Source organism: Sandaracinus amylolyticus (assembly GCF_000737325.1).
Lineage (GTDB): Bacteria > Myxococcota_A > Polyangia > Polyangiales > Sandaracinaceae > Sandaracinus > Sandaracinus amylolyticus.
The window spans coordinates 9347556-9374126 of the sequence record NZ_CP011125.1; the positions used below are offsets into that span (position 1 = coordinate 9347556).

Annotated in this window: 21 protein-coding genes; 12 read left to right on the forward strand and 9 right to left on the reverse strand. The window is 72.6% G+C overall.

All coding sequences use genetic code 11. From position 1 onward, the window contains the following. Positions 1-97 precede the first annotated feature (97 nt). Positions 98-3922, forward strand: a complete 3825-nt coding sequence (locus DB32_RS39615) for a serine/threonine-protein kinase (RefSeq protein WP_053237848.1) — start codon at positions 98-100, stop codon at positions 3920-3922. Here the strand turns inward: DB32_RS39615 and DB32_RS39620 are convergent. Both DB32_RS39620 and DB32_RS39625 read right to left on the reverse strand, forming a co-directional pair. After that, the gene (locus tag DB32_RS39620) at positions 3909-5102 is read right to left on the reverse strand and encodes a hypothetical protein (protein ID WP_053237849.1); all 1194 of its coding nucleotides are present in this window, start codon (positions 5100-5102) and stop codon (positions 3909-3911) included. The genes DB32_RS39615 and DB32_RS39620 overlap by 14 nt on opposite strands. 45 nt (positions 5103-5147) lie before the next feature. Continuing rightward, entirely contained in the window at positions 5148-5708 is a 561-nt protein-coding gene (locus DB32_RS39625) for a CopD family protein (protein WP_053237850.1), read from the reverse strand. A gap of 66 nt (positions 5709-5774) precedes the next feature. Here DB32_RS39625 and DB32_RS39630 point away from each other — a divergent pair, with 66 nt between their 5' ends. The 9 genes from DB32_RS39630 (at position 5775) to DB32_RS39670 (ending at position 14149) form a co-directional block, all read left to right on the forward strand. Further along, entirely contained in the window at positions 5775-6536 is a 762-nt protein-coding gene (locus DB32_RS39630) for an outer membrane lipoprotein-sorting protein (protein WP_053237851.1), read from the forward strand. Then, positions 6533-7768: an ABC transporter permease gene (locus tag DB32_RS39635; RefSeq protein WP_053237852.1), complete on the forward strand. Its 1236-nt coding sequence runs from the start codon at positions 6533-6535 to the stop codon at positions 7766-7768. Before DB32_RS39630 ends, DB32_RS39635 begins: the two co-directional genes overlap by 4 nt. Then, on the forward strand, positions 7768-9006 hold the full coding sequence (locus DB32_RS39640; RefSeq protein WP_169791704.1) for an ABC transporter permease: 1239 nt from the start codon (positions 7768-7770) through the stop codon (positions 9004-9006). Before DB32_RS39635 ends, DB32_RS39640 begins: the two co-directional genes overlap by 1 nt. Next, on the forward strand, positions 9003-9707 hold the full coding sequence (locus DB32_RS39645; RefSeq protein ID WP_053237854.1) for an ABC transporter ATP-binding protein: 705 nt from the start codon (positions 9003-9005) through the stop codon (positions 9705-9707). Before DB32_RS39640 ends, DB32_RS39645 begins: the two co-directional genes overlap by 4 nt. Next, on the forward strand, positions 9704-10381 hold the full coding sequence (locus tag DB32_RS39650; RefSeq protein WP_053237855.1) for a TetR/AcrR family transcriptional regulator: 678 nt from the start codon (positions 9704-9706) through the stop codon (positions 10379-10381). Before DB32_RS39645 ends, DB32_RS39650 begins: the two co-directional genes overlap by 4 nt. Continuing rightward, entirely contained in the window at positions 10378-11649 is a 1272-nt protein-coding gene (locus DB32_RS39655) for a hypothetical protein (protein ID WP_053237856.1), read from the forward strand. Before DB32_RS39650 ends, DB32_RS39655 begins: the two co-directional genes overlap by 4 nt. Before the next feature lie 200 nt (positions 11650-11849). Further along, positions 11850-12410, forward strand: coding sequence for a CAP family protein (locus DB32_RS39660; RefSeq protein ID WP_053237857.1), 561 nt, complete (start codon positions 11850-11852; stop codon positions 12408-12410). A gap of 69 nt (positions 12411-12479) precedes the next feature. Continuing rightward, on the forward strand, positions 12480-13325 hold the full coding sequence (locus DB32_RS39665) for a heme-dependent oxidative N-demethylase subunit alpha family protein (protein ID WP_083458354.1): 846 nt from the start codon (positions 12480-12482) through the stop codon (positions 13323-13325). A 98-nt stretch (positions 13326-13423) separates the two neighbouring features. After that, positions 13424-14149, forward strand: a complete 726-nt coding sequence (locus DB32_RS39670; RefSeq protein ID WP_053237859.1) for a hypothetical protein — start codon at positions 13424-13426, stop codon at positions 14147-14149. A gap of 104 nt (positions 14150-14253) precedes the next feature. Here DB32_RS39670 and DB32_RS39675 read toward each other — a convergent pair whose 3' ends face one another. Next, on the reverse strand, positions 14254-14904 hold the full coding sequence (locus tag DB32_RS39675) for an NAD(P)-dependent oxidoreductase (RefSeq protein ID WP_053237860.1): 651 nt from the start codon (positions 14902-14904) through the stop codon (positions 14254-14256). Positions 14905-15027: 123 nt separating this feature from the next. Here DB32_RS39675 and DB32_RS39680 point away from each other — a divergent pair, with 123 nt between their 5' ends. Continuing rightward, entirely contained in the window at positions 15028-15972 is a 945-nt protein-coding gene (locus DB32_RS39680) for an AraC family transcriptional regulator (protein WP_053239111.1), read from the forward strand. A 170-nt stretch (positions 15973-16142) separates the two neighbouring features. After that, positions 16143-16640, forward strand: coding sequence for a hypothetical protein (locus DB32_RS39685; protein ID WP_053237861.1), 498 nt, complete (start codon positions 16143-16145; stop codon positions 16638-16640). 522 nt (positions 16641-17162) lie between these two features. Here the strand turns inward: DB32_RS39685 and DB32_RS39690 are convergent. From DB32_RS39690 to DB32_RS39715, 6 genes are all read right to left on the reverse strand, one after another. Then, complete coding sequence (locus tag DB32_RS39690; RefSeq protein ID WP_053237862.1) at positions 17163-18590, reverse strand: DUF1552 domain-containing protein; 1428 nt, start codon at positions 18588-18590, stop codon at positions 17163-17165. Next, a complete protein-coding gene (locus DB32_RS39695) occupies positions 18587-20215 on the reverse strand; it encodes a DUF1588 domain-containing protein (RefSeq protein ID WP_053237863.1) in 1629 nt (542 codons plus the stop codon). The genes DB32_RS39690 and DB32_RS39695 overlap by 4 nt, the downstream gene beginning before the upstream one ends. A gap of 74 nt (positions 20216-20289) precedes the next feature. After that, on the reverse strand, positions 20290-21078 hold the full coding sequence (locus DB32_RS39700) for a class I SAM-dependent methyltransferase (protein WP_053237864.1): 789 nt from the start codon (positions 21076-21078) through the stop codon (positions 20290-20292). A 52-nt stretch (positions 21079-21130) separates the two neighbouring features. Further along, on the reverse strand, positions 21131-22588 hold the full coding sequence (locus DB32_RS39705; protein ID WP_053237865.1) for a M16 family metallopeptidase: 1458 nt from the start codon (positions 22586-22588) through the stop codon (positions 21131-21133). Beyond that, the gene (locus DB32_RS39710) at positions 22585-24087 is read right to left on the reverse strand and encodes a M16 family metallopeptidase (RefSeq protein ID WP_157070141.1); all 1503 of its coding nucleotides are present in this window, start codon (positions 24085-24087) and stop codon (positions 22585-22587) included. Before DB32_RS39710 ends, DB32_RS39705 begins: the two co-directional genes overlap by 4 nt. Then, positions 24084-26384 (reverse strand): hypothetical protein, encoded by a 2301-nt coding sequence (locus DB32_RS39715; protein ID WP_053237867.1) that lies wholly within the window; start codon positions 26382-26384, stop codon positions 24084-24086. The genes DB32_RS39710 and DB32_RS39715 overlap by 4 nt, the downstream gene beginning before the upstream one ends. Positions 26385-26571 lie beyond the last annotated feature (187 nt).

Consider the following 26571-nt stretch of genomic DNA (forward strand, 5'->3'; position numbering starts at 1 on the left):
AGTTGCATCGTGTGGGACGCGCGCGCCTCTCGTGAGCGCATGGCGGATGCGAGATCGGAGCACGAAGCGACGCGCAGAACGAATACAATCATCGGCCGTGGATCTCTCACTGGCGCCTGGCCATCTGCTGCGCGGCAGGTTCGAGATCACGGGCGTGCTCGGGCGCGGCGGCATGGGCATCGTCTACGAGGCCCACGACCGCGAGCAGGGCACGCTCGTCGCGCTGAAGGTCATGCGCGACGCGCCGAGCGCGCAGAGCGTCTATCACTTCAAGCGCGAGTTCCGGACGCTCGCGGACCTGCGCCACCCGAACCTCGTGCGCCTCGGCGAGCTCTTCGGCGAGGGCGGCGAGTGGTTCTTCACGATGGAGCGCGTGCACGGCGTCGATCTGCTCACGTGGATCCGCGGTCGTCACACGTCGCGCTCGCGACCGCCGAGCACGCCCTCCGCGGACGACACGCTGCGCATCGAGCTCGACTCGGCGGACGCGGCGCTCGTCGCCGAGGGGCGGCCGAGCGCGACCCGGAGCATCGATCTCCTCGGCCGCACTGCGACACCAGCCTCGCCGAACGGCTTCGACGAGCATCGCTTGCGTCATGCGCTCGGTCAGCTCGCGTCGGGCGTCGCCGCGCTGCACGCGGCGGGGCACGTCCATCGCGACCTCAAGCCGTCGAACGTGCTCGTCACGCCGGAAGGGCGCGTCGTGCTGATCGACTTCGGCATCGCGCGCCCGCACCTCGGTGGCTCGACCGCGACGCGACGCGCGATCGAGGGGACGGTCGTGTACATGGCGCCCGAGCAGGCGACCGGCGAAGCCGTCGGTCCGGCGGCGGACTGGTACTCGATCGGCGCGATGCTCTTCGAGGCGATCACCGGCGTCGTGCCGTTCGACGGACCGCCGGTGCGCGTGCTCGCGCGCAAGGCCGAGGAGGCGCCGCCGTGGCCCTCGGCGATGGTGCCCTGCCCCGCCGATCTCGACGCGCTCGTCGTCGAGATGCTCGCGCCCGATCCCGGCGAGCGCCCCGAGCTCGCGTCGATCCTGCGCATCGCCGGCGCGCCGGTCACCGAGTCGGCGCTGCGCGAGCCCGCGACGTCGGTGCCGTTCGTCGGTCGCGACAGCGAGCTGCGCGTGCTGCGCACCGCGTTCGAGCAGCACCGCCGCCGCGGCCGTCCGATCGTGCTGCGCGTCGTCGGCGAGTCGGGCGTCGGCAAGAGCGCGCTGGTGCGGCGCTTCCTCGAGGACGTGCAGCACGCGCACGCCGACGTCGTGCGGCTCACCGGGCGCTGCTACGCGAACGAGCTCGTGCCCTACAAGGCGTGGGACGGCGTGATCGACGCGCTCACGCGGCACCTGCGCAGGCTCGAGGAGACGCGCGGCACCGCGCAGGTGCGATGGCTCGTGCCGCCGAGCGTGCCCGCGCTGGTGCGCGTCTTCCCGGTGCTCGCGCGCGTCGAGAGCATCGCCGATCTCGTCGCGACCGACGGCCCGCCCGATCTGCGCAACCCCGAGCGCATGCGCCGCGAGGCGTTCGACGCGTTCCGCGAGCTCCTGCGCAACCTCTCGCGCGAGGGCCCCATCATCGTCGCGATCGACGACTGGCACTGGGCCGATCGCGACAGCGATCTGCTCTTCGGCGATCTCGCGACGCACCCCGAGTCACCGCCGCTCGTGCTCGTGATCACGCAGCGCGGTCTGCCCACGAACGACGCGCTCTCGACCGAGACGACGACCACGTTCGAGACCGCGCCGAGCTTCCAGTCCACGACGGTGCAGCTCGGGCGCCTCAGCGAGAGCGAGACGCGCGCGCTCGCGAGCGAGCTCTCGGAGGGAGGCGCGGAGACCGGCGCGCTCGACGAGATCGTGCGCGAGAGCGGCGGTCACCCGATGTTCCTGCACCAGCTGCTGCATCGCCTCGGCGATCGCGACGCGACGCTGCGGCTCGACGACGTGATCCGCGAGCGCGCGCGGGCGCTGCCGGAGGACGCGCGCGTGGTGCTCGAGCTGGTGTGCGTCGCGGGCGTGCCGCTCTCGCGCGAGGTGATCGAGGCCGCCGCGGGGCTGCCGCGCGCGCGGTGCGCGGCGGCGCTCGACGATCTCGTGGGCGCGCAGCTGCTGCGCGCGCGCGCCGAGGGAGGACGCCTCGAGCCCTGGCACGATCGGATCCGCGAGGCGGTCGAGGCGGGGCTCGCGCAGCCGGTGAAGGCGAGCGTGCACGCCGCGCTCGCGGACGCGCTCTCGCGCGTCGCGGGGGACGACGACGGCACGCTCGAGCTCGCGCGTCACCTCGCGGCCGCGGGGCACACCGAGCGCGCCGCGCAGGCCGCGGAGATCGCGGCGCGCCGCGCCGAGCGCACGCTCGCGTTCGATCGCGCGGCCGAGCTCTATCGCCTCGCGCTCGAGCTCGGCCGTCACGACGGTCAGCGCGAGCTCGGGCTGCGCCTCGCGCTCTCGAGCGCGCTCTCGAACGCCGGGCGCGGCGCGCTCGAAGCCGCGCAAGGCTTCCTCGCGGCGGCGGACGCGACGACGGACGCGGGCTGCGCGCTCGAGCTGCGCACGCGCGCGCTCGAGCAGCTCTCCATCAGCGGTCACGTCAACCAGGCGCTCGAGCTCCTGCGTCGTCTGTGCCGCGACGTCGGCGTGACGATCCCGCGCTCGCGGATCACGACGGCGATCGCGTACCTCTGGCACCGCACGCGCCTGCGCATGTTCGGTTTGCCCGCGCACGTCGACGGCGCGGCGCCCGCGCGCTCGGCGGCGGAGCACCGGCTGTACATGACGGCGTTCATGCACCTGCCGATCCTCGATCCGCTGCTCGCGACGTGGCTGCACGCGCGCACGCTCGTGATCGCGCTGCGCACGCGCGACCGCGCGATGCTCGGGCTCTGCTTGTGCCGCGAGGCCGGGATCTCGCTGACGTTCGACGCGTCCGGGCTCGAGCACGCGATGCGCGCATCGCAGCTCGCGCATCAGCTCTTCGAGGGCGACACCGCGATCGAGCATCGCGCGTGGCTCCGCATCGGCGACGCGATCCGCTGCTATTTCTCGGGGCGCTTCCAGGCCGCGATCGCGCTCTTCCGCGAAGGCGAGTCGATCTGGAGCGAGGAGCCGCAGCAGCGCGTCGCGAACGCGTCGCAGGTCGCCGTGTTCGTGCTCGGATGCCAGCGCTACCTCGGGCGCGTCGACGCGCTGCGGCGCGAGCTGGTGCGGCTCCGGCGCGACGCGGTGTGGCGCGGCAACGTGTACCTCGAGACGACGGCGACGCTCGCCGCGAACCTCGGTCCGCTGCTGCAGGACGGCCCCGACGCGGCGCGCATCGAGCTCGATCGCGTGTCGGAGACCGCGCTCGGTCGCTGGGGCGGCAACGACTGGTACCGAGTGCGCGCCGAGGCCGAGATCGATCTGCATCGCGGCGTCGGCATTCCGAAGCTGCGCGAGCACCTCGCGCGGCTCGCGGGCGTGCAGCGCACGTCGGTCGGTTGGGTCGTGACGTGGGGGGCGGAGATGCAGGCGCTCGAAGGACGCTTGTGGCTCGCGTGCGCCGATCACGGCGACACGAGCGGGCTGCGTCGCGTCGCCCGCATCGCGAAGAAGCTGGGGAAACATCCGCTGCCGTACGGTCCGATCTGGGGCGGGCTGCTCGACGCGGCGGTGCGCCTCCGGCGCGGCGACGCGATCGGTGGACGCGGCGCGCTCGAGGACTGCGCGGTGCAGGCGGACCTGCACGGATACGCGCTGTACGGCGCGGCGGCGCGCGCGCGGCTCGGCGAGCTGCGCGGGATGGTGTCGCCCGAGTCGCGCTCGTACTTCGTGGGCGAGGGCGTGAACGACGAGGACGGCGCGCTGCGCGTGGTCGCGCCGGGGTTCCGCGTGGCGCCCCGCACGTTCGGCAGCGGCGAGACGCTGAAGCTCAAGGCGGTGTGATCTCGCAGGCGCGCACCACGAACCAGCGCGCGCCGAGCGCGCCGTCGCGGACGTCGACGCACACACGCTCGCCGACCTCGGTCTCGCGATAGAGCGCGCGGCTCACCCGCACCGATTCCTCGTCGCGCTCGCCCCACGGCGCGAGGTGCAGCTGCGGTCCTCCGCCCTGACCGCTCGACACGAACTTGCCGAGCACCTCGACCTCCGTGGTGGTCGCGGGCCCCGAGCTCAGCATCATGTTCGCGTGCGCCGGCACGCCCCACGCGTAGCCGCCCAACACGACGGTGAAGACGAGCGGCTTCCACCAGCGTGCGCGAAGCGCCGGCTCGAAGAGGACGAGCAGCACCGTGGGTCCGACCAAGCACGCGCCGACCCACCCGGCCAGCACGCCGACATCCATCGTCGTGAAGTCGTAGAGCGCGCGCAGCAACAGCACGGCGCCGGGCATCACGAGCGGGAGGGCGAGCCGCGCCCTCGGATCGTTGCGCTCGCCTTCCGTCGAGTACCGCCCGCCGCCGGTGGCGAGCACGCCCATCGCGACGATCGGGAGCACCGCGAGCATCGCGAGGACGAGCGCGCGCGGACGCGGGTAGACCGTGCCCCACGCGCAGGCGATCAAGGTCGCAGCGTTCATCACCCTCGCGACCCGCCGCGCGGACTGCATCGCGCGCATCGCGTCGGCCTGGGTCGGCCCGAGCGCGAGCAGCACCGCCTCGGCGCGTGCGACGTCCTCGCGATCGAGGTCGCGCACGGACGCGAACCATTCCTCGAAGGTCGCGTCCGCCTCGAACGCGACTCCGATGCGCACGGGCCTTCCTTCGTGCCGCTCGAGCACGAGCGTGGGCGCGGGCAGCACACGACGGCCTCGGATCTCGTCGCGTCGCAGACGCACCGTCGCGCGACCGAGACGTACGACCTCGATCGCATCGGCGTGAAGCAGGATGCGGTCGTACCAGAGCGCGACGAGCCCCCACGCGCTGAGCCCGGTGAAGACGACGCAGAACGCTGCGAGCGCGACGGCGCCGAGCGGAACGGACACCGGGCCCGTGAGCGCCACCGCGATCGGGAGGACGATCCCGACGGCGGCGGACGCCGCGAGGACGCCGCCGAACCACAAGCGCTGCCGCCGCGATGGCCCATACACGCGCGGCCACGTCGCCGCCGTCTCGCGCTGCAGCATGGAGCGTGAAACGCGCGTCTCGCGCGGCGATTCCGCGCGAATCGTTCACGGCCAGCCGCGCACGATCACCACGCCGAGCAGCACCAGCAGCATCGCGAGCACGACGTTCACCCGACCCAGCATCGACGCTCTGCGCCGCATTCGCTCCGCCTCGCGCGAGCCCGGGTCCGCCTGCACCGCGCGCGTCGCGCGCGGTCCGTGCACGAAGTCGTGCACCGCGCTGATCGCCAGCACGATCGCGAACACCCCGAGCTTCAGCGCGATCGCGCTGCCCACCGACGACCCGAGCCACACCGGATCGACGAAGTCCCCGAGCTCCACGCCGCGCATCGCGAGCTGGAACGTCCCCGTCACCAGCAGCACCGCGAAGCACGCCCAGCCCACGTTCCGGAACCGCGCGCCCGTCTGCTGCAGCAGCTTCGCGCCCGCCGCGCGCTCGCCCCGCCGCATCCACGGCACCACCACGAGCACCAGGAAGAACATCCCGCCGATCCACGTGATCGCCGCGAGGATGTGGAGCCAGACCGAGATCACGTAGAGCGCGTGCACGCCCCTCACGTACGCGCGCGCCGCGTCGCCGCACCACGCGAAAACCGGCCCGCTCACGTCCGCGCTTGACCGACTGACCGAAACGGCGCAATTGGTCATTCGTCCCATTCACGAGGTGAGACCATGCGAACCCTCGCGGCCCTCGCGCTCCCACTCGCGCTCCTCGTCGCGGCGATCGCGCCGACGCACGCCCAGGACGCCGCGCCCGATCTCGCGACGATCACGCGCCGCCTCGACGACCTCTATCGCTCGAGCGGCACCGTCGCGCGCATCGAGCTCACGGTCGTCACGCCGCGCCAGACGCGCACGATGCGCATGCGCAGCTGGGCACGCGGCACCGATCGCGCGCTCGTCGTCATCGAGGCCCCCGCGCGCGACGAGGGCACCGCGACGCTGCGCGTCGATCGCAACCTCTGGAACTACATGCCGCGCATCTCGCGCACGATCCGCGTGCCGCCCTCGATGATGCTCTCGAGCTGGATGGGCAGCGATCTCACGAACGACGATCTCACCCAGTCCACCTCGTACCGCACCGACTTCACCGGCTCGATCGTCGGGCGCAGCGAGAGCCCGCGCGGATGGCTCGTCCGCTACGACGCGCGCGAGGGCGTCGTCGGGCTGTGGCGGCGCATCGAGTTCGTCGTCGCCGAGGGCACGCTCTTGCCCATCGAGGCGCGCCACTTCGATCGCCGCATGCAGCTCGCGCGCGTCATGCGCTTCGAGGACGTCCGCGAGCTCGACGGTCGCCGCATCCCGACGCGCATGATCCTCGAGCCGCGCGATCGCGAGGGGCATCGCACCGAGATGCGCTACCTCGACATCGACTTCGACGCAGCCGTGCCCGAGAGCACGTTCTCGCTCACCCAGCTCGAGCAGCGCCGATGATCGACTCCACGACACGCATCGCGTGGCGCAACCTCGGTCGCAGCCGTCGCCGCACCGCGCTCACGCTCGCGGCGATCGCGATCGCCCAGTGCGCGGTGCTGCTCTCCTCCGGGCTGCTCAACGCGCGCAACGACTGGACCATCGACGCGCTCACGGGTCCGCTGATGGGCCACGTCCAGGTGCACGCGCCGGGATGGCGCGAGGAGCAGGCGCCCGATCTCGTGATCGATCGCGCGACCGAGCGCCTCGAAGCGCTCCGCGCGACCGAGGGCGTCGCCCAGGCCTACGCGCGCGTCTACGCACCGGCGCTCGCGGCGCGCGACGTCGATGGTCACGCGGTGATCGTCGTCGGCGTCGACGTCGACGCGGAGTCCGCCGAGAGCGGTCTGCTCGCGGGCATGCCCGAGGATCGCCGACCGCGCGGGCGCACCGTGCTGGTGGGATCGCTGCTCGCGCGCGACGCCGGCATCGAGGTCGGCGACGAGCTCGCGCTCGTGGGCTCGGGCGCCGACGGATCGCTCGCCAACGATCTCGTCACCGTCGCCGGGATCCTCCACACGCCGTTCGATCTCGTGAACCGAACGGGCATCGTGATGCCGCTCGCGACCGCGCAGGAGACGTTCGCGATGCCCGACATGGCGCACGAGCTCACGATCCGCGGCGCCGGATCGGGCGATCGCGCCGACGCGCTCGCCGCGCGCATCACCGCGCTCCCGGCGATGCGCGAGCTCGAGGTGCTCCCCTGGCGCGCGCTCGCGCCCGAGATGACCGCGCTCCTCGATCAGTCCGACGTCTTCGGCACGTTCGTGCTGCTGATCGTGTTCGTCGCCGCGGCCGCGGGCGTCGCGAACACGATGCTGATGGCGACGTTCGAGCGCCGCCGCGAGCTCGGCATGTTGCTCTCGCTCGGCACCACGCCGCTGCGGCTCGTGCGGATGATCCTCACCGAGGCGGTCGCGCTCGGCGTGCTCGGCGTCGCGATCGGCAGCGTGCTCGGCGGGCTGCTCGTCGCGTGGCAGGGCGCGGTCGGGATCCCGCTCGCGCCCGGCGCCGAGGAGTCGGTCGATATGGCCGTGTTCGGCGTGAATTTCTCGGGGTTCCTCTTCCCGTACCTCGACGCGAGCGACTACGTGCCGGGCTTCGTCGGCGTGACGATCGTGTCGATCGTCGCCGCGCTCTGGCCCGCGCTCTTCACCGCTCGGCTCGAGCCGATGGAGGCGATGCGCTCATGATGATCCGCTCCTCCGCGACCCGTTACGCGCTGCGCAGCCTGCGCCGCAACCCGCGGCGCACGCTGATCTCGATCGTCGGTCTCGCGTTCGGCGTCGGCGTCGGGCTCGTCGCGCTCTCGTGGGTCGGCGGCCAGGAGGCGATGAGCGTCGACGCCATCGCCGGCGGTGGGCTCGGCCACCTGCGCATCGCGCCGCGCGGATGGAACGAGCGCCGCGACGACGCGCTGCGGCTGTCCGGCGACGACGATCTGCTCGCGCGCGTCCGCGCCACCGAGGGCGTCGCGATCGCGACCCCGCGCGCGCGCACCTCGGGCCTGCTCGGGCTCGGCACCCGCAGCACCCACGTCTCGCTCACCGGCGTCGATCCCGAGACCGAGCCGCGCGCGCTCCGCTACGTGCAGCGCGTCGCCGAGGGCCGCTATCTCGCGCCCGGCGAAGAAGGCGCGATCGTGCTCGGGCGCGCGATCGCGCACCGCCTCCGCGCGCAGCTCGAGGACGAGCTCGTCGTGACAGTGGTCGACGACGAGGGCGAGATGCAGAGCGCGCTGCTCGTCGTGGTCGGCATCGTCGACACCGGGAGCCGTCCGATCGATCAGTCGATCGCGCACGTCGCGCTCTCCGACGTCGAGCGCCTCTCGGGGCGCGAAGGGTTCGCGGAGATCACGATCCTGCTCGACGATCTCGCGACGCTGGAGACGACGCGCGCCGCGATCCCCACGCCGGAGGGCAGCGAGGTGCTCTCGTGGCTCGAGATCTCGCCGGAGTTCCGGGCACGCCTGCAGAGCGGGCGCGCGTTCACGAACGTCGCCGTCGCGATCGTGCTGATCGTCGTGCTGCTCGGCGTCGCGAGCGCGCAGCTCACGAGCGTGCTCGAGCGACGCAAGGAGCTCGCGGTGCTCGCCGCGATCGGCATGCGCGGTCGGTCGCTGGTGCGCGTCGTGGTCACCGAAGGGCTGATCCTCGGCGCGCTCGGCGCGCTGCTCGCGCTCGCGTGGTCGAGCCCGATCCTCCATCGCTGGGCCACTGCCGGCGTGGATCTCTCGTCGATGATGCCGAGCCGCGACGGCCTCGCGTTCGGCGGCGTGCTGATCGATCCGATCTACCACCCCGCGTTCGGCGCGTGGCTGGTGCCCACCGCGCTGAGTCTCTCGCTGATCGCGACGATCGTCGCGTCCCTCTACCCCGCCTGGTTCGCGTCGCGCACCGACCCGGCCTCTGCCCTGCGAGTCGACCGATGACCCTCCTCGCCACTGCGACCGAAGTCACCAAGACCTTCAAGACCGGCGCGCTCGAGGTGCACGCGCTCCGCGGCGTCGATCTCGCCGTGCACGCGCGCGACTTCATGGCGCTCGTCGGCCCGAGCGGCAGCGGGAAGACCACGCTGCTCAACCTGCTCGGCGCGCTCGATCGCCCGACGAGCGGCGAGGTCGAGGTGCTCGGCAAGAAGCTCGGCGCGCTGAGCAAGGCCGCGCGCGCGAAGCTGCGGCTCGCGTCGCTCGGCTTCGTGTTCCAGGCGTACAACCTGGTCCCCGTGCTGACCGCCGCGGAGAACGTCGAGCTGATCCTCGAGCTGCAGGGCATGGGCGCGCGCGAGCGCCGCGCGCGGGCGCTCGACGTGTTGCTCTCGCTCGGCCTCGGCGAGCTCGCGAACCGTCGCCCGAACGAGATGAGCGGTGGACAGCAGCAGCGCGTCGCGGTCGCGCGCGCGGTCGCGTCGCGCCCCGAGCTCGTGCTCGCCGACGAGCCCACCGCGAACCTCGACGGCAAGAGCGCCGAGCAGCTGATGCTGCTGATGCGCCGCCTCCACGAAGAGCACGGCACGACATTCGTCTTCAGCACCCACGACCCGCGCATCGTCGCGCACGCGACGCGCATCGTGAGCATGGAGGACGGGCGTATCGTCTCCGACGAGACCAAGGATCGCGCGAGCGCAGCATGACGACGAAGTGGACGAAGGAAGAGCTCGAGCGCCGGTTCCGCCACTACCTCGGGGACGAGGACGACGACTCGGCCCAGGCGCGCAAGCGCCGCCGCATCCTGCGCGCCGCGCACGAGCTCTTCCTCGCGCAGGGTTATCGCAAGACCAGCGTCGACGACGTCGCGCGCAAGGCCGAGGTCGCGAAGGGCACGGTCTACCTCTACTTCCCCAACAAGGGCACGCTGCTCGAGGCCGCGATCGCGCTCGAGAAGCGCGGCCTGATGAAGCGCCTCGGGCCGCTCTTCGACGGCTCGATCCCCAAGCGCGAGCGCCTGCTGCGCTACCTCGAGATCACGTTCACCAGCGGGCGCGACATGCCGCTCGTCGCGCGCATGCTGACCGGCGACAGCGAGCTCTGGGCGGCGCTCGAGGACATCGGCATGGAGGCGATCACCCAGCGCCAGGCCGAGGGCGCGGAGTTCCTGATGGAGCTCATCGAGGACGCGGTGCCCGGTGTGCTCACCGACGAGCAGAAGCGCGAGCGCGCCGAGGTGATCATCGGCGTCGGGTTCTCGGCGGGCATGCTGCTCGACGAGCGCACGCGCAGCGGACGCTCGCTCGACGCGTTCGTCCGCTCGCTCTCCGAGATGCTCACGTTCGGCGTCGCGGGGAGACGACCCGAGAAGAAGCGATGAGAGCCCCAGCCGCGATCGCGCTCGCGATCCTGCTGACCACGACGACGGCCCACGCGCGCGATCTCTTCGAGAGCGACGACGGCGAATTCCGCCTCGTGCTCCGCAGCTCGCTCAAGGGCAGCTGGCTGCTCGCGTTCCCCGCCGACGATCCCACGATCGACGAAGAGCCCGGCGGCGCCGCGCTCTTCCGGCTGCGCTTCGAGCTCGGCGCGCGCCTCGGCGAGTACGTCAGCGCGCAGGTCGCGTACGAGCAGCGCGCGCTCGCCGCGTCGTCGACCGGCATCGGGTTCGGCCTCTTGCCCTCGGTGGCGACGCCGCCGTTCCGCCTCGCCGCGCTCGACTGGGCGATCGTCGACGACGCGCCCTCGTACGCGCACCGCCACGAGCTCGACCGCGCGTTCGTCTCGGTGCACCTGCCCTTCCTCGAGCTCACGGTCGGACGCCAGGCGATCGGCCTCGGCCGCGGCGTGATGTTCAGCGCGGTGGATCTGTTCGCGCCCTTCGCGCCCGCGGAGATCGATCGCGAGTGGCGCCGCGGCGTCGACGCGGTGCACGCCGAGCTGCGCATCCCCGAGATCAGCACGCTCTCGGGCGATCTGATCGCGGTGTTCGGCAACGTCGAGAGCGGCGACCTCGAGAGCTGGTCGCTGATCGGCCGGCTGCGCGCGACGATCGGCGACGTCGACGGCGAGCTGCTGGTCGGACGCCGCGGCGAGGACACGATCGTCGGCGGCACCGTGAGCGCGACGATCGGCGACGCCGAGGCGCACGGCGAGCTCGCGTTCTTCGGCACCGACGGCCGCGGCGTCGACGGCGGTCTCGCGGGCACGCGCGGCGTGGTGATGAAGGCGCTGATCGGCGGCTCGTACGTGATCGACGTGTGGCGCGGGCTGCGCGTCGCGCTCGAGTACCACTACTCGGGCTTCGGCATCGACGACATCGGCGCGCGTCCCGGCATCCTCGCGGACCCGGCGTTCCAGGCGCGCTTCCTCCGCGGCGACTCGCAGATCCTCGGCCGCCACGCGATCGCGCTCGCGCTGAACACCGAGCTCACCGACGAGCTCGCGGTGGGCACGTCGTGGCTACAGAGCCCGGTCGACGGCTCGGGCATGGTGCTCACGTCGTTCACCTGGATCGCGAGCGACATGCTCACGCTGCTGCTCAACGGCTCGGTCCCGTTCGGCACCGCACCGGTCGCCGGAGTGCCGCAGAGCGAGTGGGGCAGCAGCGCGATCACGGTGTTCCTCGGCGCGCGCATCTACGACTGACGCTCGTGACGCCCCACGTGGTCGTCGTCGTGAACGTGGTCGTGGTCGTGGTCGATCTCTCGTTCGCGAGCGCCAGAGCAACGGCCGACCACGACCACGACCACGACCACGACCACGACCACGACCACGACCACGACGACGTCGACGAACCTCCCCATTCGTCGAGCACACCCTCTCCCGCGCCGTTTTACCCTCTCCTCATGCGCCGCTTCCTCGCCCTCGCGCTCCTCCTCACCGCCTGCGCACAGCACACCGCGACCACGCGCTCCACGTCTCCGAGCATCGCGCCCGGCGGCGACACCAGCGCGAGCGACGCGCCCTCCGATCCTCGCCTCCGCGCCGTCCTCGACGCGCACAACACGCGGCGCGCCGAGCACTGCGCGCCGCCGCTCTCGTGGTCCGACGAGCTGGCGCGCACCGCGCAGTCGTGGGCCGACGATCTCGCGCGACGCGGCTGCGCCTTCGAGCACAACCGCACGCCGTACGGCGAGAACCTCGCCGCGGGCACCAGCGGCACGCTCTCTCCCCAGGCGGTCGTCGACATGTGGCACCGCGAGCGCGAGCGTTATCGCTTCCGCAACGGTCGCTTCTCGATGCAGACCGGGCACTTCACCCAGGTCGTGTGGCGCGGCACCGCGCGCGTCGGCTGCGGCACCTCGACCTGCAACGGCATGGACGTCTGGGTGTGCAACTACGATCCGCCGGGCAACGTGCAGGGCCAGTTCGACGAGAACGTGCTCCCGACGTCGTGTCGGCGCTGACGCCGCGCAATCCCCTCTGCGGCCCTCCGCGTCCTCCGTGGTGATTCCCTGCTTCGATCGCGCCCATCGATGCATGCTCGGGGAGTGACCGCGCCGGCGCGCTACTTCCCCGTCGAGCCCGCTCCGCTGCGCATGCAGGCGGGCCTGATCCGCTTCGGCACCGAGCTCGGCAACGGCGCGCGCGATCGTCTGTTCTTCCAGGTGGACGACGAGCGCCCGCGTTACCTCGCCGCCAAGCGCGCCACCTCGCCGAGCCGTCACGTGATCGCCGGCGGGGACGATCTCGCGAACCGCGCGCGCCAGTCCGCGATCACCTGGATGCGCGAGACGCTCGCGCGCGAAGCGCCCGACGCGCTGCGCGACGCCGATGCCGATCACGACGCGCGCGATCCCATCGAAGCGATCGCGCGCGCGGTGCAGGAAGACGTCGCGGTGCTCGAGCACGGCGGCGGCGAGGGACGCGCGGTCGCGCTCGACGTGCGCTTCCCGAGCGGGTGGCGCCCCGAGCTCCTCGCGGGCGCGTCGTTCACGCGCATCCACGCGCCGGTGCCCGGCTTCGCGAAGGACGACCGCGTCTCGCGCAGCATGGTCTCCTCGATGATCGGTCGCGGCCCCTACGTGCGCTTCGTGTGGACGCTCTCCGCGGACGACGCGCTCGATCACCATCCCGACTCCGGCCTGCGCCGCGACTGGGAGCACGCCGTGCGCGCATGGCTGCGCGTCGAGCGACAGATCACGGTGCCGCTCGACGGCGCGAGCGTGTTCCTCATCCGCACGTACCTCTACGACGTCGCGACGCTCGACGACGCGCAGCGCGAGGTGGTGCGCGAGGCGCTGCGCGTGATGCCGGACGAGCTCCGCGAGTACAAGAAGCTCCCGACCCGCGACACGTTCGATCGCGTGATCGGGCGCTGACGGAGTCCACGGCGTGGACTCGGAAGTCCACGTGCGTGGACTCGGAAGTCCACGGCGTGGACTCCGTCCTTCGCCGCATCGCGCGATAGAGTCGCGCCATGAAGAAGCAGAAGAAGGTCACGACGAAGAAGCCCGCCGCGACGCCGAAGAAGAAGGCGGCGAGCAAGCAAGACCTCTCGCTGATCGCACGCACCGCGCGCGCCGCCGTGCAGCGCAACAAGCAGAAGGGGGACGACGCGCTCGCGCTGATCGGGCGCAAGGTCGAGCAGATCGCCGAGGCGTTCTACGACATCGCGCTCGCGCTCCAGGTGCTGCAGCGCAAGGAAATCTACTCGGCGCTGGGCGCGAGCTCGTTCGCCGAGGTGGTCGAGAGCCGGACCTCGCTCTCGCGCAGCACCGCGTTCGAGCTGGTGCGCATCCCCGAGCATCTCTCGCGCGAGATGGCGGTGAAGCTGGGCTCGGAGCGCGCGCGCTCGGTGATCCAGCTGGTCGACGCGACGAGCGCCGACGACCAGGCCGAGACGCTCGCGCGCACCGACGCGTCGATCGACGGCAAGCCGCTCTCGCAGCACACCGCGCGCAGCATCGAAGGAGCGGCGCGCGACGCGCGCGCTCGCAGCACGAAGAAGCGCTCGTCGCGCCCGGGCGAGGACGAGGCGCGCGCCGCCGCGGCGCGCATCGAGGCGAAGCTCGAGAAGGCATCGAAGAAGGAGCTCACCGTCGTCCCCACGCGCCGCGCCGACGGCTGGTGGGTCCGCCTCGAGCTCCCGGCCGAGCTGCTCGATCGCGTCACGATCACGAAAGCAGGAGCCCCGACCCGCTGAGGAGCGCAGGAGAACCGCGGCGGAGCGGAGGGTTCTCCTCGGAGAGCCTCTCCTGCCTTCGTACCGACTCCGGCCCTCCTCGGCGGTCCTCTCTCTTCCTGCGCTCACGCCGTCGAGAGCGCGATCGACTCCCGGCTCGCCCCGCCCGCGGCGCGCTCCGCGAGGAACTTCCCGACGCTGCGGCGCGAGATCGTCATCTTGCGCGCCTCGCCGCGCGCGGAGGCGAACACGGTCTCCTCGCGGTCCGCGTCGGTCAGGTGCACCGGCTGCACGAGCACCCAGTCGAGCCCGCTCGCGCGCACCGCGCGCTCCTGCTCCTCGGTGTCCGCGATCTGATCGCGCAGCAGCACGCGGAACAGCATCGCGTCGATCCAGCGCAGGGCGTTCCGCGTCTCGCCGACGCCGTACGTCGTCTGCACCACGAGGCGCCGCACGCCGTGCGCGCGCATCGCCGCGATCACGTTCGCGGTGCCCACCGAGCGCACGTCGATCGGCGTCCCCGCACTGCCGCGCAGGCGCACCATCACCGCGTTCTCGCGGATCCCGAGCGTCACGATCACGGCGTCGTGCCCCGCGACCGCGCGCTCGACGTCCTCGGCGCGCGTCGCGTCGCCGACCACGACGTGCAGCCCGGGCCGCGCCTCGAGCAGCTCGGGCTTGCGCACGAACGCCGTCACCTCGTGCCCCGCGCGCAGCAGCGCATCGACCGCCGCACGACCCGAGCCGCCCGTCGCGCCCAACACCAGCACCTTCATCTCGTCCTCCTCGCGACGTCCGTCGCATCGACACGGAGAACCTGGGCCGATGGCGCGATCCCCGCCTTGACCGCGCGTCCACACGAGATGCTCGTTCGTCCACCTTCGCGCATGCTCGTGCGCATGAAGGTCCGCGACGTGTTCGCGCCGATCGATCCGCTCGGCGACGCGCTCGGGTTCCTGCGCATGAGCGGCGTGTTCTGCTGCCGCTCCGAGCTCACCGCGTCGTGGGGGCTCGCGCTGCCCGCGATCGACGAGACGCTCAGCTTCCACGTCGTGACCGCGGGCGGCGGATGGCTCGAGCTCGAGGGCGAGCCGCCGCTGCGCCTCGAGGCGGGCGATCTCGCGCTCGTACCGCACGATCGTGGTCATCGCCTGGTGAGCGAGCCGGGCGCGCGCGCGTTCCGCATCGACGAGCTGCCGCACGAAGAGGTGCGCGAGCGCTACGCGTACCTCGTACACGGCACGGGCGGCGCGCCGACGAGCCTCGTGTGCGGCTCGGTGCGGTTCGAGCACGAGAGCGCGCGTGTGCTGGTCGAGCTGCTCCCGCGCGTGATCCACGTGCGCGCGTCGAGCGCGCCGGAGCACGAGTGGATGCGCACCACGCTCGAGCTGCTCGCGAACGAAGCGAAGGCGATGCGCCCCGGCGGCGAGACGATGCTCGCGCGGCTCGCGGACCTGCTCGTCGTGCACGCGATCCGCGAGTGGATGGAGCGCGCGCCGCGCGAGCAGCAGGGATGGATCGCGGGGCTGCGCGATCCGCAGATCGGGCGCGCGCTCGCGCTGGTGCATCGCGAGCCGTCGCGCCCGTGGACGCTCGAGGCGCTGGCGCGCGCGGTGGGCATGTCGCGCTCGGCGTTCGCGGCGCGGTTCACCGAGCTGCTCGGCGAGCCGGCGATGACGTACGTCGCGCGGTGGCGGATGCAGATCGCGCACGGAATGCTGGCGCGCGATCGCGCGGGGCTGGGCGAGGTCGCGGGCAAGCTGGGGTACTCGTCGGAGGCCGCGTTCAGCCGCGCGTTCAAGAGCTACGTGGGAGTGTCGCCGGGCGCGATCAAGCGCGGCTGAGAGACGACGACGCCGCGTGAGCGCGACGAGCAGCTCGTGTGGGCGCACCGCGCGTGCTCCGACGGCGTGACGCCGATGCACATCGTGAACGGATGGCCCGCCGCGCGGTCCTCACGCATGCACGAGCGCGCGCGTGATCACGTGGCACGAGCGCTGCTGAGCGCGCTGACGTGCACACGCTCTTCGCTCGTGCGTGCGGCCTCGCGGCCGCGCTGCTCGTCCTCGTGATCACGCCGCGGGCGCGCGCCGAGATCGCGCGACCGCACCTCGAACCGAGCCCACACCTCGCGCTCGCGCCGCTCGACCCGACCCCGATCGTCGCGACCGCGGTGATCGGCGGGGCGCTGCTGCTCGGCGGCTACGCGACGACGCTCGTCGCGACGTGGGACGCGTACGACGACGACTGCCCGCTCGCCTCGCGGCACCCCGGCTGCGAAGGCCCCGCACCGGGCGCGCTCGGCTGGTCGCTGCTCCCGATCATCGGCCCGTGGGCGATGCTCTCCGAGCCCGGCGTCGAGCCCGCGCTCGCGATCGGCATGGGCGTGATGCAGCTCGCGGGCGCCGCGACGCTCGCGATCGGACTGCCGTTCTCGATCACCCGACGCACGCACGTCGCCGCAGTCGCGGACGGCACAGCCGCGCGCCTCGTCGTGCGCGGCACGTTCTGATCCCTCGTGCGCCGACTCATCGAGCGAACCACAGAGCGCCGCAAAGCGCCGCAGGGCGGAGAAGGCCAATCGACCGACATGCGACATACGCGCAGCGCGCGCCCTCTGCCGCTCTCTGCTCTGCGGTGAATCGGGGCGAGGCCGAAGGCGAGCCCGAACGAACAGGGCGAGGCCGAAAGGCGAGCCCGAGCCCGGTTCGTGCGATCCCGCTCCGCGGGACCGCGCGAACCGCCACCCCACCCAAAGAGAGCGCGCGTTCCCCCATGCGTGCCGACGCCTGACCAGCAGGGCGCGTGGCACCGCGTCCGAGCGATTCCGCAGCGCCCTCCCAAAGGCACGCGGCTCGTGTCCGGTCCTCGCGTCGCGCGCGCGAAGGCGCGCGCCGCGAGGACGACCCCGCGTCCCGACGTCTCACCGGCTCCCGAGCACGAAGGCGCCAGGACTAGCGAGGACGCGGTGCCACGCGCCCCCGCCGAAGCCTCACAGTCCGCCCACTCCGATGAGCGCCGAAGAGCCGAAGCCTCACAATCCGCCCACTCCCCCGTGCTGAAGATCCGAGTCCCCCGCGAACCCGAACGAGTCCACATCGACTCCGAACATCCGAAGGATCGACGTATACAGATCGCCAGTCGTCCGATCCGGCCGAGCGAGGTGCCGGCCCGGCGTCAGCGCACCACCAGCGCGCCCCGCGAGCACGACCGGCAGGTCTTGCGTCGAGTGCGCGCCACCGTTGCCGAACTCCGAGATCCACAGCACCACGCTGTTGTCGAGCAGCGTGCTCCCGTCGGGCTCGATCACCGACTTCATGCGCTCGAGCAGATACGACACCTGCGTCGCGTAGAACGTGAATCCCGCGATCAGATTGGCATTCTCGTTCGGCGCACCGCCGGTGTCGCCGTGCACCTGAGCGTGCCAGTCCGCGATCGCGCTGCCCGGCAGCGCGCGCGCGCCCGCGCCGATCAGCTCGCTCGGCATCGGGGCCTGGAGGAACTCGAACGACGGGCCGTGGTAGTCGGCGTCGTGGATCGACGCGACGCGCGTCACGTTGCACGTCAATGCCGTGACCATCACGTCGATCTGCGCGCGCCAGTGCAGATCGGAGCGCCCCGCGCTCGGATATCCCGGCGGGAGCGAGAGCGTCGGATCGTCGCAGGTGATCGCCGGCGCGCCGAGCGACGCCTCGAGCTCCGCGAGCCGCTCCGCGTGCGCCTCGAGCCGCGCGCGATCCGCCGCGCTCACCCGACGCGCGAGCGCCGAGTACGAGCCGCCCAGCGCGTCGAGCACACGGCCGCGCTGTCCGCGCAGTCGCTCGCGCAGCGTCGTCGGCGCGCCGCTCGAGCCCGCGAGGAATTCGTCGAACACCCGCACCGGATCGCCGATCAGCCGCGCCTCGGCGCGCGCGCCGTTCGGCTGCGCGCTGTTCTCCGGCGCGACCCGGTAGTACATGCGGTTCTCGCCCGCGTTCGTGCCGTTCACCGCGAGGTTGAGCGGCAGCGGCGAGCCGATGCGATCCGCGAGGTGGTGATCGATCGAGGGCCCGACGCACAGCGTCGCCTGCGCGACCTCGCTGCGGGATCCCTCGGGCAAGAGCCGCCCGTCGCTGGTCGCCGACGACGTGCAGAGGTGCGCGTTGAGCAGCGTGTGCCCCGGCGCGTTGTGCCCGTTCGAGAGGTGATAGCGCGGCATCAAGTTGTCGATGCCCGAGACCACGACGAGATCGTCGCGATGCGGCGCGAGCGGCATCAGGAGCTCGGACAGCTCGAGCGCCTCGCCCGCGCGCACCGGCGGCGTCCAGCGCGGCAGCAGCGTGCCCTGCCCGGTCGTGATCACGACGAAGCGCGTCGGCATCGTCCCCGCGCGCGCGGTCCGCGGCATCAGCGACTCGAGCAGCGGGAGCGCGAGCGCGACGCCCGCACCGCGCAGCACCTGACGTCGGGAGAAGCGATTCACGGCGAGACCTCCTGCGCGCGGCGCTCGACGAACGAGGGATGCGTCGCGAGCGACTCGAAGAGCACCGGCATCGCGCGACCGCTGCCGACGAACGCGTCGCCGAGATCGCCGACGCTGCACGTGAGATCCGCGCGCACCTCGCGGCCGAGCGCGTACTCGGTCCACTGCTGCGCGAAGCAGCGCGACGCGTCGTCGCTCGCGACGAGCAGCGCGAAGAGCTCGCTCGCGCCGTCGAAGGTGCCGCTCGCGTCGCCGCCCGCCGCGATCTCGCCGACGTCGTCGATCGCGCGCCCACCGAGCTCGCTGCGGAAGCGACCGAGCCCGTCGTACGCCTCGAGCCCGAAGCCCACGGGATCGAGGAGCGTATGGCAGCCCATGCAGCGCGAGCTCGCGATGCGCGCCTCGTAGCGCTCGCGCGCGGTCGCGGTCGCGGGCAGCGAAGGCTCGCTCTCCTGCGCGTCGACGGGCGGCGGCGGCATGTTCGTGCAGAGGAGGCGCGTGCGGATCAGCTTGCCGCGCAGGATCGGCGACGACTGCTCGCCGTGCGACGCAGCGGCGAGCACCAGCGGATGCGTGAGCACACCGACGCGGGTGCCCGGCATCGTCACGCGTCGGAAGTCGCCGGGCCCGCTGCTCTCGCGCGGAAGTCCGTAGAATTCCTCGAGCACCGCGTCGACGTGGGCGACGTCGGAGGTGAGCAGCGTCGCGAATCCGTCGTCGGCGTCCCACGCCTCGTCGACGAGGCGGCGCAGCTCTTCGTCGAGCGCGGCGCGCACCTCGGCGGAGTGGCTGGTGGGGAGCGTCGCGATGCCGAGCCACTCGCGCACGAAGCGCTGGAACGTGGCGCGGGCGCGGGGGTCGGCGGTGATGCGCGCGCCTTCTTCGCGCATGCCCTCGGGCGTCGTGAGCAGACCCGACTCCGCGGCCTCGCGGAGCACGTCGTCGGGCGGCGCGCCGAGGTACGTGTACGCGAGGCGCTGCGCGCGCTCGTGCGCGTCGAGCGACCACGTCTCGGTGTCGGCGCGCGACTCGACGACGTAGAGGAAGCGCGGCTCCTGGAGCAGCGCGATGAGCGCGACCGCGAGCGCTTCGCGCGGCGGAAGACCATCGCCGCTCGCCGCGACCGCGAGCGCGACGAGGCGCTCGACCTCCTCGCTCTCCGGCGGGCGTCGATACGCGACCGTGGCCCACGGCGCGATCGTGGCGCGCGCGCACTCGGCGATCGCGATGCCCGCGCAGTCGGGCAGCGTGGGCTCGACCGCGATCGCGGTCTCTTCGGCCGCCTCGAGCAGCGCGCGCGCTTCGGTCTCGCCCACCCGATGCGCGGCCGCGAACGTCGAGTACGCGTAGCCGGTCGACGGCGCGGGCAGGAGATCGATCACCTCGGGCGCGGCGTCGCCGAACATCGCGCGCAGCGTCTCCTGGTGCTCGCGCGGCGTGAGGCGCCGCATCGGCACCTCGGCCTCGCGCGGCGCGTCCTCGCACGCAGGGGGACGTGTGGGCCCGCCTGGATCGCGCATCTGTCCGCGTGGACCCGCGGCCCCGTCGCCGAGGCTCCCGATGCACCCGCTCAGCAGCGCGATCGCTGGAATCGAGAGCGCTGGATTCGGGCGGAAGAGCGTCATGTCGCGTCGGTACCGCGACCGTGGCGAAACGGCTCACGGCGCGATCACCGCGCGCACGTTCAGGTCGGGGATGGTCAGCGAGGGCGACCGGTGAGATAGAGCGCGTTGCCTTCGACGCCCGACTGCCACTCGTATCCCTCGCCGCCCGGCACCGCGCGCGTGATCGCGAGGAGCTCGTCGGGCGTGTAGGCGCGCATCGCCGAGACGGTGCCGTCCCACGCGACGAGCATCGGGATCAGGGGCACGACGTACGTGAGCGCGAGGCGCGACGCGCGCACCGGGCGCACCAGCGGCACGAGGAAGAGCGAGCCGACGAAGAGCATCAGCATGTTGAGGCTCATCGCGATCGGCGCGAAGACGACCGGCAGCTTGCGCAGCGCGGGCGACGCGGCGACGTCGAAGAACGCGACGGGCTCGCCGCTGCGCACGATCGCCGCGAGCAGCGCGGCGATCGCGTCGGGCGGGAAGTGATGGAGCGCGCCCCACATCGTGCGGACACCCGTGAGCTCGGCCGGCACCTGCAGCGCGTCGACCGGGCTCTCGCGATAGGTCAGCGCCGCGTCGTTGCGCGACGCGACGCGCGCGCGTCCCGCTTCGTTGGGATATCGATCGGTCAGCACCATCTCGATGCCCGCGTCGCGCAGCGCGCCGTGCGCGTAGAGCGCGCCGCCGCCGCCGCCCGAGCACACGTCGATCACGCGAGAGCGCTTCGTCTCGGCGAGCAGCGCGCGCAGCCGTGGGACGACGCCGCGATAGAACCCGACACGCTCGAACCCGAGGTCGAGCAGGTCGGTGCCTCCGTCGCGGATGACCGCGGGCATCCACGGGAGATCCTCGAGCTCGACGAGGTGCATGCGTCGCATGCCGCGAAGGCTGTGGTCAGACGCGCGTGCGCTTCAAGCGCGGGCGCGCGGATCAGAGCCCGATGATGCTCACCCCACCCGGCACGCGCACCGGGTGCGAGATCATCCACGACCACGCGCCGATGATCACCATCGGCGCGTGGTCCGGCCGCACCCAGCGACGCGCGACCGTCGCGACCTCCTCCGCCGTGACGCGCTCGATGCGCGCGCTCGTCGCGAGGATCGCCTCGGGCGCATCACCCACCATGAACGCGACCGCGAGCGTGTACGCGGAGCCCCACGCCGAGTCGAACCTCCCGGCGCGCCGCGCGAGCTCCACGTTGCGCGCGAGCGAGAGCTCTTCGGCCGTGATGCGGCTCGCGTCGGAGAGGCGCTCGAGCTCGGCGACGACGTTCGACGCGGCATCGCCGACCGTCGCCACGGGCACGACCATCTGGATCTCGAGCAGCGTGTGGTCGACCTCGTCGATCACACGCGCGGCGACGCCGTACGTGTCGCCGCGCTGCTCGCGGAAGCGCAGGTTGATCGCCGCGCTGAACATCCCGCCCGCGAGGCGCGCGAGCACGCAGAACGCCGCGTAGTCCTCGTGGTCGCGCGGTGGACCGCGCTCGACGAGGCGCAGCACGGCGCGCGGATCGTCGTCGGTCGGATAGATGCGGAGGCGCGGGTCCGGCGTCGGGAACGCGGGCGCCTGCAGCGCCGCGCGGGGCGGCGTGCTCGGCGGCGCGACGAGCGCGTCCCATCGCGCGCGGATGCGAGACTCGAGATCGGCGGGATCGAAGTCACCGACGACGATCAGCGCGGTCGACTCCGGCCGCAGGAATTGCGCGACGCGCGCGCGGACGCGCGCGAGCGTCAGCGGCTCGACGCGCGCCGCGAGGATGCGCGACGCGGCCACGCGCGCATCGCCCTCGCCGTAGAGGCGCGTGAAGAGCTCCTCCGACGCGGGCGGGTGCGAGCGCCGCCGCCGCTGACCGGTCTCGAAGCGCGCGTGCTCGAGCAGCGCCGCGCGCGAGCGCTCGATCTCGGCGTCGTCGAAGCCGCGACCCTCGACGAGCTGCGCGAAGCGCTCGAGCACACGATCGATCTCCGTCGGGACCACGCCCGACGACACGAAGAGCCCGCGTCCCGTCGCGCGCGCCGCGACGACGTGATCGTCGCGCGAGACCTCGCCGAGCGCGCGCGGCAGCCCCGCGCCGAGCGCACGCTCGACGAGCGCATCGATCGCCGCGGTCGCATCGTCGGTGCGTCCGTGCGCGCCGCGCCCGACGAGGATCGTGTACACGACCGGCGCGTCGTGACGCGGCACGAGCTGCACGGTGATGCCCGACGCGAGCGTGATCGTGCGGATCTCGGGCAGCGTGGGGACCTGCGCGGCCCACGCGCTGGTGTCGTCCGGCGCGGCGAGCGCGGGCGTCGCCGAGATCGGCGACACCGGAGGAGGCAGCGGCGCGCGCGAGGTGCCGCAGCCGGCGAGCGCGAGGGCGACGAGCAGCGCGAGACGCGTCACGGCCGCACCTCGCCGTCGACGAGCGTCAGCTCGCTGATGATGCGCCCTTCGATCGGCGCCTCGCGGCGGCTCGCGATCGACACGACGAGCCGGCGTCCCGCCGGCAACCACTCGCGCGCAGCGTCGCGCGTGGCGTCGGCCGTCACCGCGCGATAGCGCTCGAGGTTCGCGCCGACGTCGAAGTACCCGCCGGGAAACGCGGGCATCCGCTGTCCGAGGCGCTGCGCGCGCTGGAGCGAGTCGTCGAGCCGCATGATCTCGCCCTCGACGAAGCTCGTGCGCCAGCGATCGAGCACCCGCGCGTCCATCGGCGTCTCGCGCATGGTCGCGAGCTCCGCGTCGAGCGCCTCGAGCGACGCGAGCGTGCCCTGGCCGCGCGGCACCGTGACGACGACCTCGAACGTCGAGCACAACGCGCCGCTGTCCTGCCGCACGTCGACCGAGAGCGCTCCGCCGGCGACACGGATGCGCTCCTCGAGCCGGTGCTCGAGCTCGCTCGCGACGAAGTCGAGCGCGGCGTCCGAGGCCGTGCCCCACGGAGGCGAGGGCCAGATCACGTAGAGCAGATCGTCGGCCCGCTGCGCCTCGGCGAGCACGCGGCGCTCGCCGTCGAAGCGCACCGGCGGCGGCACCTCGATCGGCGGCGGCGTCGCGGCGCCCGCGGGACGCAGCGGCGCGAAATAGCGCTCGATCCATGCCCGCGTCGGGTCGGGATCGAACCCGCCGGACACGACGAGCGTGATGCGCGCCGGGACGTAGTGGCGCTGGAAGAACGAGTGCACGTGCGTCGCGCGGATCGCCTGCACGTCGTCTCGCCGCTCGAGCGCGCGCGAGTACGGATGGCCCGCCGGATAGAGCAGGCCGAGCACGAGATCCCAGACCGCTTCGCGGCCCCAGGTCCGCAGCTCGCGCTCGCGATCGACGACTCGACGCTGCTGCTCGACCGCCGCGTCGTCGACGGCGTCCATGCCGTGCGCGAGCCGCTCGGCCTCGAGCCACAGCACGCGCTCGAGCGCGCCGCGCGGCACGACCTCGTAGTAGCGCGTGAAGTCGTCGCTGGTCTCGCCGTTGTGCTCGATGGCGCCCCAAGCATCGAGCCGCGACGACACGTCGCCCGGCGCCGCCGCGGTGCCGCGGAAGAGCAGGTGCTCCGTCAGGTGCGCGAGCCCGGTCCAGCCGTCGGGCTGATCGCGTCGCCCGACGTCGACCGAGACGAGCACCGTCACGGTGTCGCGCCCCGGCAGCGGATCGAGCACGACGTGCAGCCCGTTCGACAGCTCGTAGCGAACGGTCGAGGGCAGCGATTGCGCGCGCACGACGGCGTGAGCGCCGGCGATCGCGACGAACGCGAACAGCGCGAGCGCGAGATCACCAAAGCGGACGCGCGTGCGTGACGCGCGCGCTGGAACGAGCACGGTGGGCCCCATGGGGCGCAGGTATAGAGCAGAGCTCGCGATCGAGCCGCTGGTGGCGCTCGATCGCGAGCTCTCGGGCTTCACTCGAGACAGTCGGCGACGTCGCGCGCCGAATTGTTCGCCTCGCGGCACTCCGCGATCGTGCGCGCGTCATCCGCGGTCGCCTCGAACACGCCGTCCGCGGGCACCGGCGCGGTGCAGCTCACGGTCGTGCACACGCCGGGCGCCACCGGCTCGGTCGTGCGCAGGTCGCAGAGCCGCGTGCGCGCTCCGTCGTCGCCGATCTGATCGAAGACGACCTGGATGCCGGTGTCGAGGAACACCGGACCGCGGTTGCACAACGTCGCGCGCATGTCGGTGCTGCCGTCGGTCACGCTGCACAGCGCGGTGATCGACTGGATCGTGAGGTCGGGCCCAGCGCTGCGCGCGCCTTCGCCCTGCACGTTCTGACGGAAGTTGTTGAGCTCGTCGTCGGCCCAGTTCGCGCGCATCTCGCTGGTGCGCGGGATCGTTCCGTCCTCCTCGACGTTGGTCACGTGATAGCCGTGCTGGTTCCAGATCGTGCGCGACGAGGGCCAGCGATCGCTCCCATCGCGATACACGCGGATGCCGGCGACGCAGTCGCGATGCTGCGCGCGGCACACGTTGCCGTCGCCGGGCGTGCCCGCGATCGCCGCGACGCAGCCGTAGGTCGTGCCGCACTCTGCATCGGTGGTGCAGCGGCAGAGGCCCTCGTCGCACGCGCCCGACACGCAGTCCGCGTCGCTCTCGCAGCCGACACCGGCGAACAGCGGATCGACCGCGGGGCAGTACCCGGGGTTGCACGACGCGCTCGCGCCCATGATCACCTCGGCCGATCCGTCGGCGTCCGAGTCGACGACGATCGGGTTCTCGGTCCACGTCCACGAGAAGCGCGCCTGCGAGAACACGACGTCGCCGGTCGTACCGTCGTACACGCGCACGAAGCACTCGTCGCCGTACACCACCTCGGCGCGTGCGTCGTTGTTGAAGTCGAAGACCGACGAGCCGGTGCGCTGGCTCGTGCTGTCCTGCGAGGGCTGGCTCCAGAGGCGGCCGTCGTCCTCGGCGAGATCGAACACCTCGTAGCTGTCGCCGAACGCGACGCCGATCTCGCGCACGCCGTCACCGTCGAAGTCGGCGATCGTCGGCGGCCCGCCGTTGCCCTCGGAGAGGCGGTCGTACTCGACGATCAGCCCGCCCGCGAGGGTGCGCACCGAGACCTCGCCGTACATCACGGTGACGACCTCGGGGCGTCCCGGCGCGTCGCCGCGCACGGCCGGGAAGTCGCCGAGATCGGCGACCGCGGTGAACCCCGCGCGCACGGTCGTCGAGAATCCGCTCTCGATCGCGAAGGTGCGCGTCGTCGCGTCGAACTCCCACGTGGCGTTGCCCGCGACAGCCTCGACGCGGCCGTCGTCGTCGAAGTCGCCGACCGGCACCGGCGTGCCGTTGCCGATGTGCACCCAGCCCGGCAGCGTCGTCACGCGCACGCCGTTCGAGTCCCACACCGCGCCTTCGTAGAGCACCTCGGGCCGCGCGTCGTCGTCGAGATCGTAGAGCGAGACCGCGCCCCACTGGCACTGCGTCGAGCCCCAGGTGTCGGGCTCGCCGCTCTCGAGGGTGGTGCGCCACGCGACGCTCAGCGATCCATCGGTCGCGACGCGGAACGCGGCGAGACCGCCTTCGATCGCGGCCGCGACGATCTCGGGGCGACCGTCGAGATCGAGATCGCCGATCGCCGGCGTGACCGGCGAGTCGAGCACGACGTCGGTCGAGACCGCCTGCGAGACACACGTCGCGCCGTCGAGCACGCGCAGCACGCCGCCCGAGGTGCAGCCGCGCGGCGTGCCGTCGGTGTACGCGTAGTCCGCGACGTACACGATGCTCGGGCGCGAGGGCGAGCCGATCCCGAGGTTCGCGACGAGCGGCGTGCCGAGCGCGCGGATCGCCTCCGGGCGCGGATCGCCGGCGGGCGCGGTCTCGAACGCGCACTGGATCTGCGGGCGCACCGGGCCCGAGCTCTCGGGGCGCGTGCACGTCTCGTCGTGCTCGCCCGGACCGAACGGGACGCAGCGTCCGTCGACGCAGCGCGCGTCCCCGGCGCACGTTCCTTCGTCGCACGGCGGGCCGCTCGCATCGCCGCCCGGCGTGTGCGCGTCGGCCTCGATCGCGCCGTCGTGCCCGTCGTTCGTGCCGCCGTCCCCCGGCGCGACGCACTCGCCCTCGATGCACGCAGCGCCTCCGCTGCAGTCGGCGGCCGTCGCGCAGGCGCGCGCACCTCCGCCGCTCGAGCACTCGCACCCTGCGAGCACGAGCGCGACGAGCAGGAACGATCCGAACGAGAGACCACGATCGAGCATCCAGACCTCGAGAGCAGAAAGGGCGAGCGCCGCGCGAGGCGCGCGGGCGCACGTGGGTGACGCGCCTGCATCGGCGCGTGGGTCGCACCTCGTCGGGTGCGCGCGCGATCAGCGCGAGGAGCGCGATCGCGACGGTGCGCGGGATTGGACGGGGCGAGACGTTTCCGTCATGCCTCTCCGCCAAGGA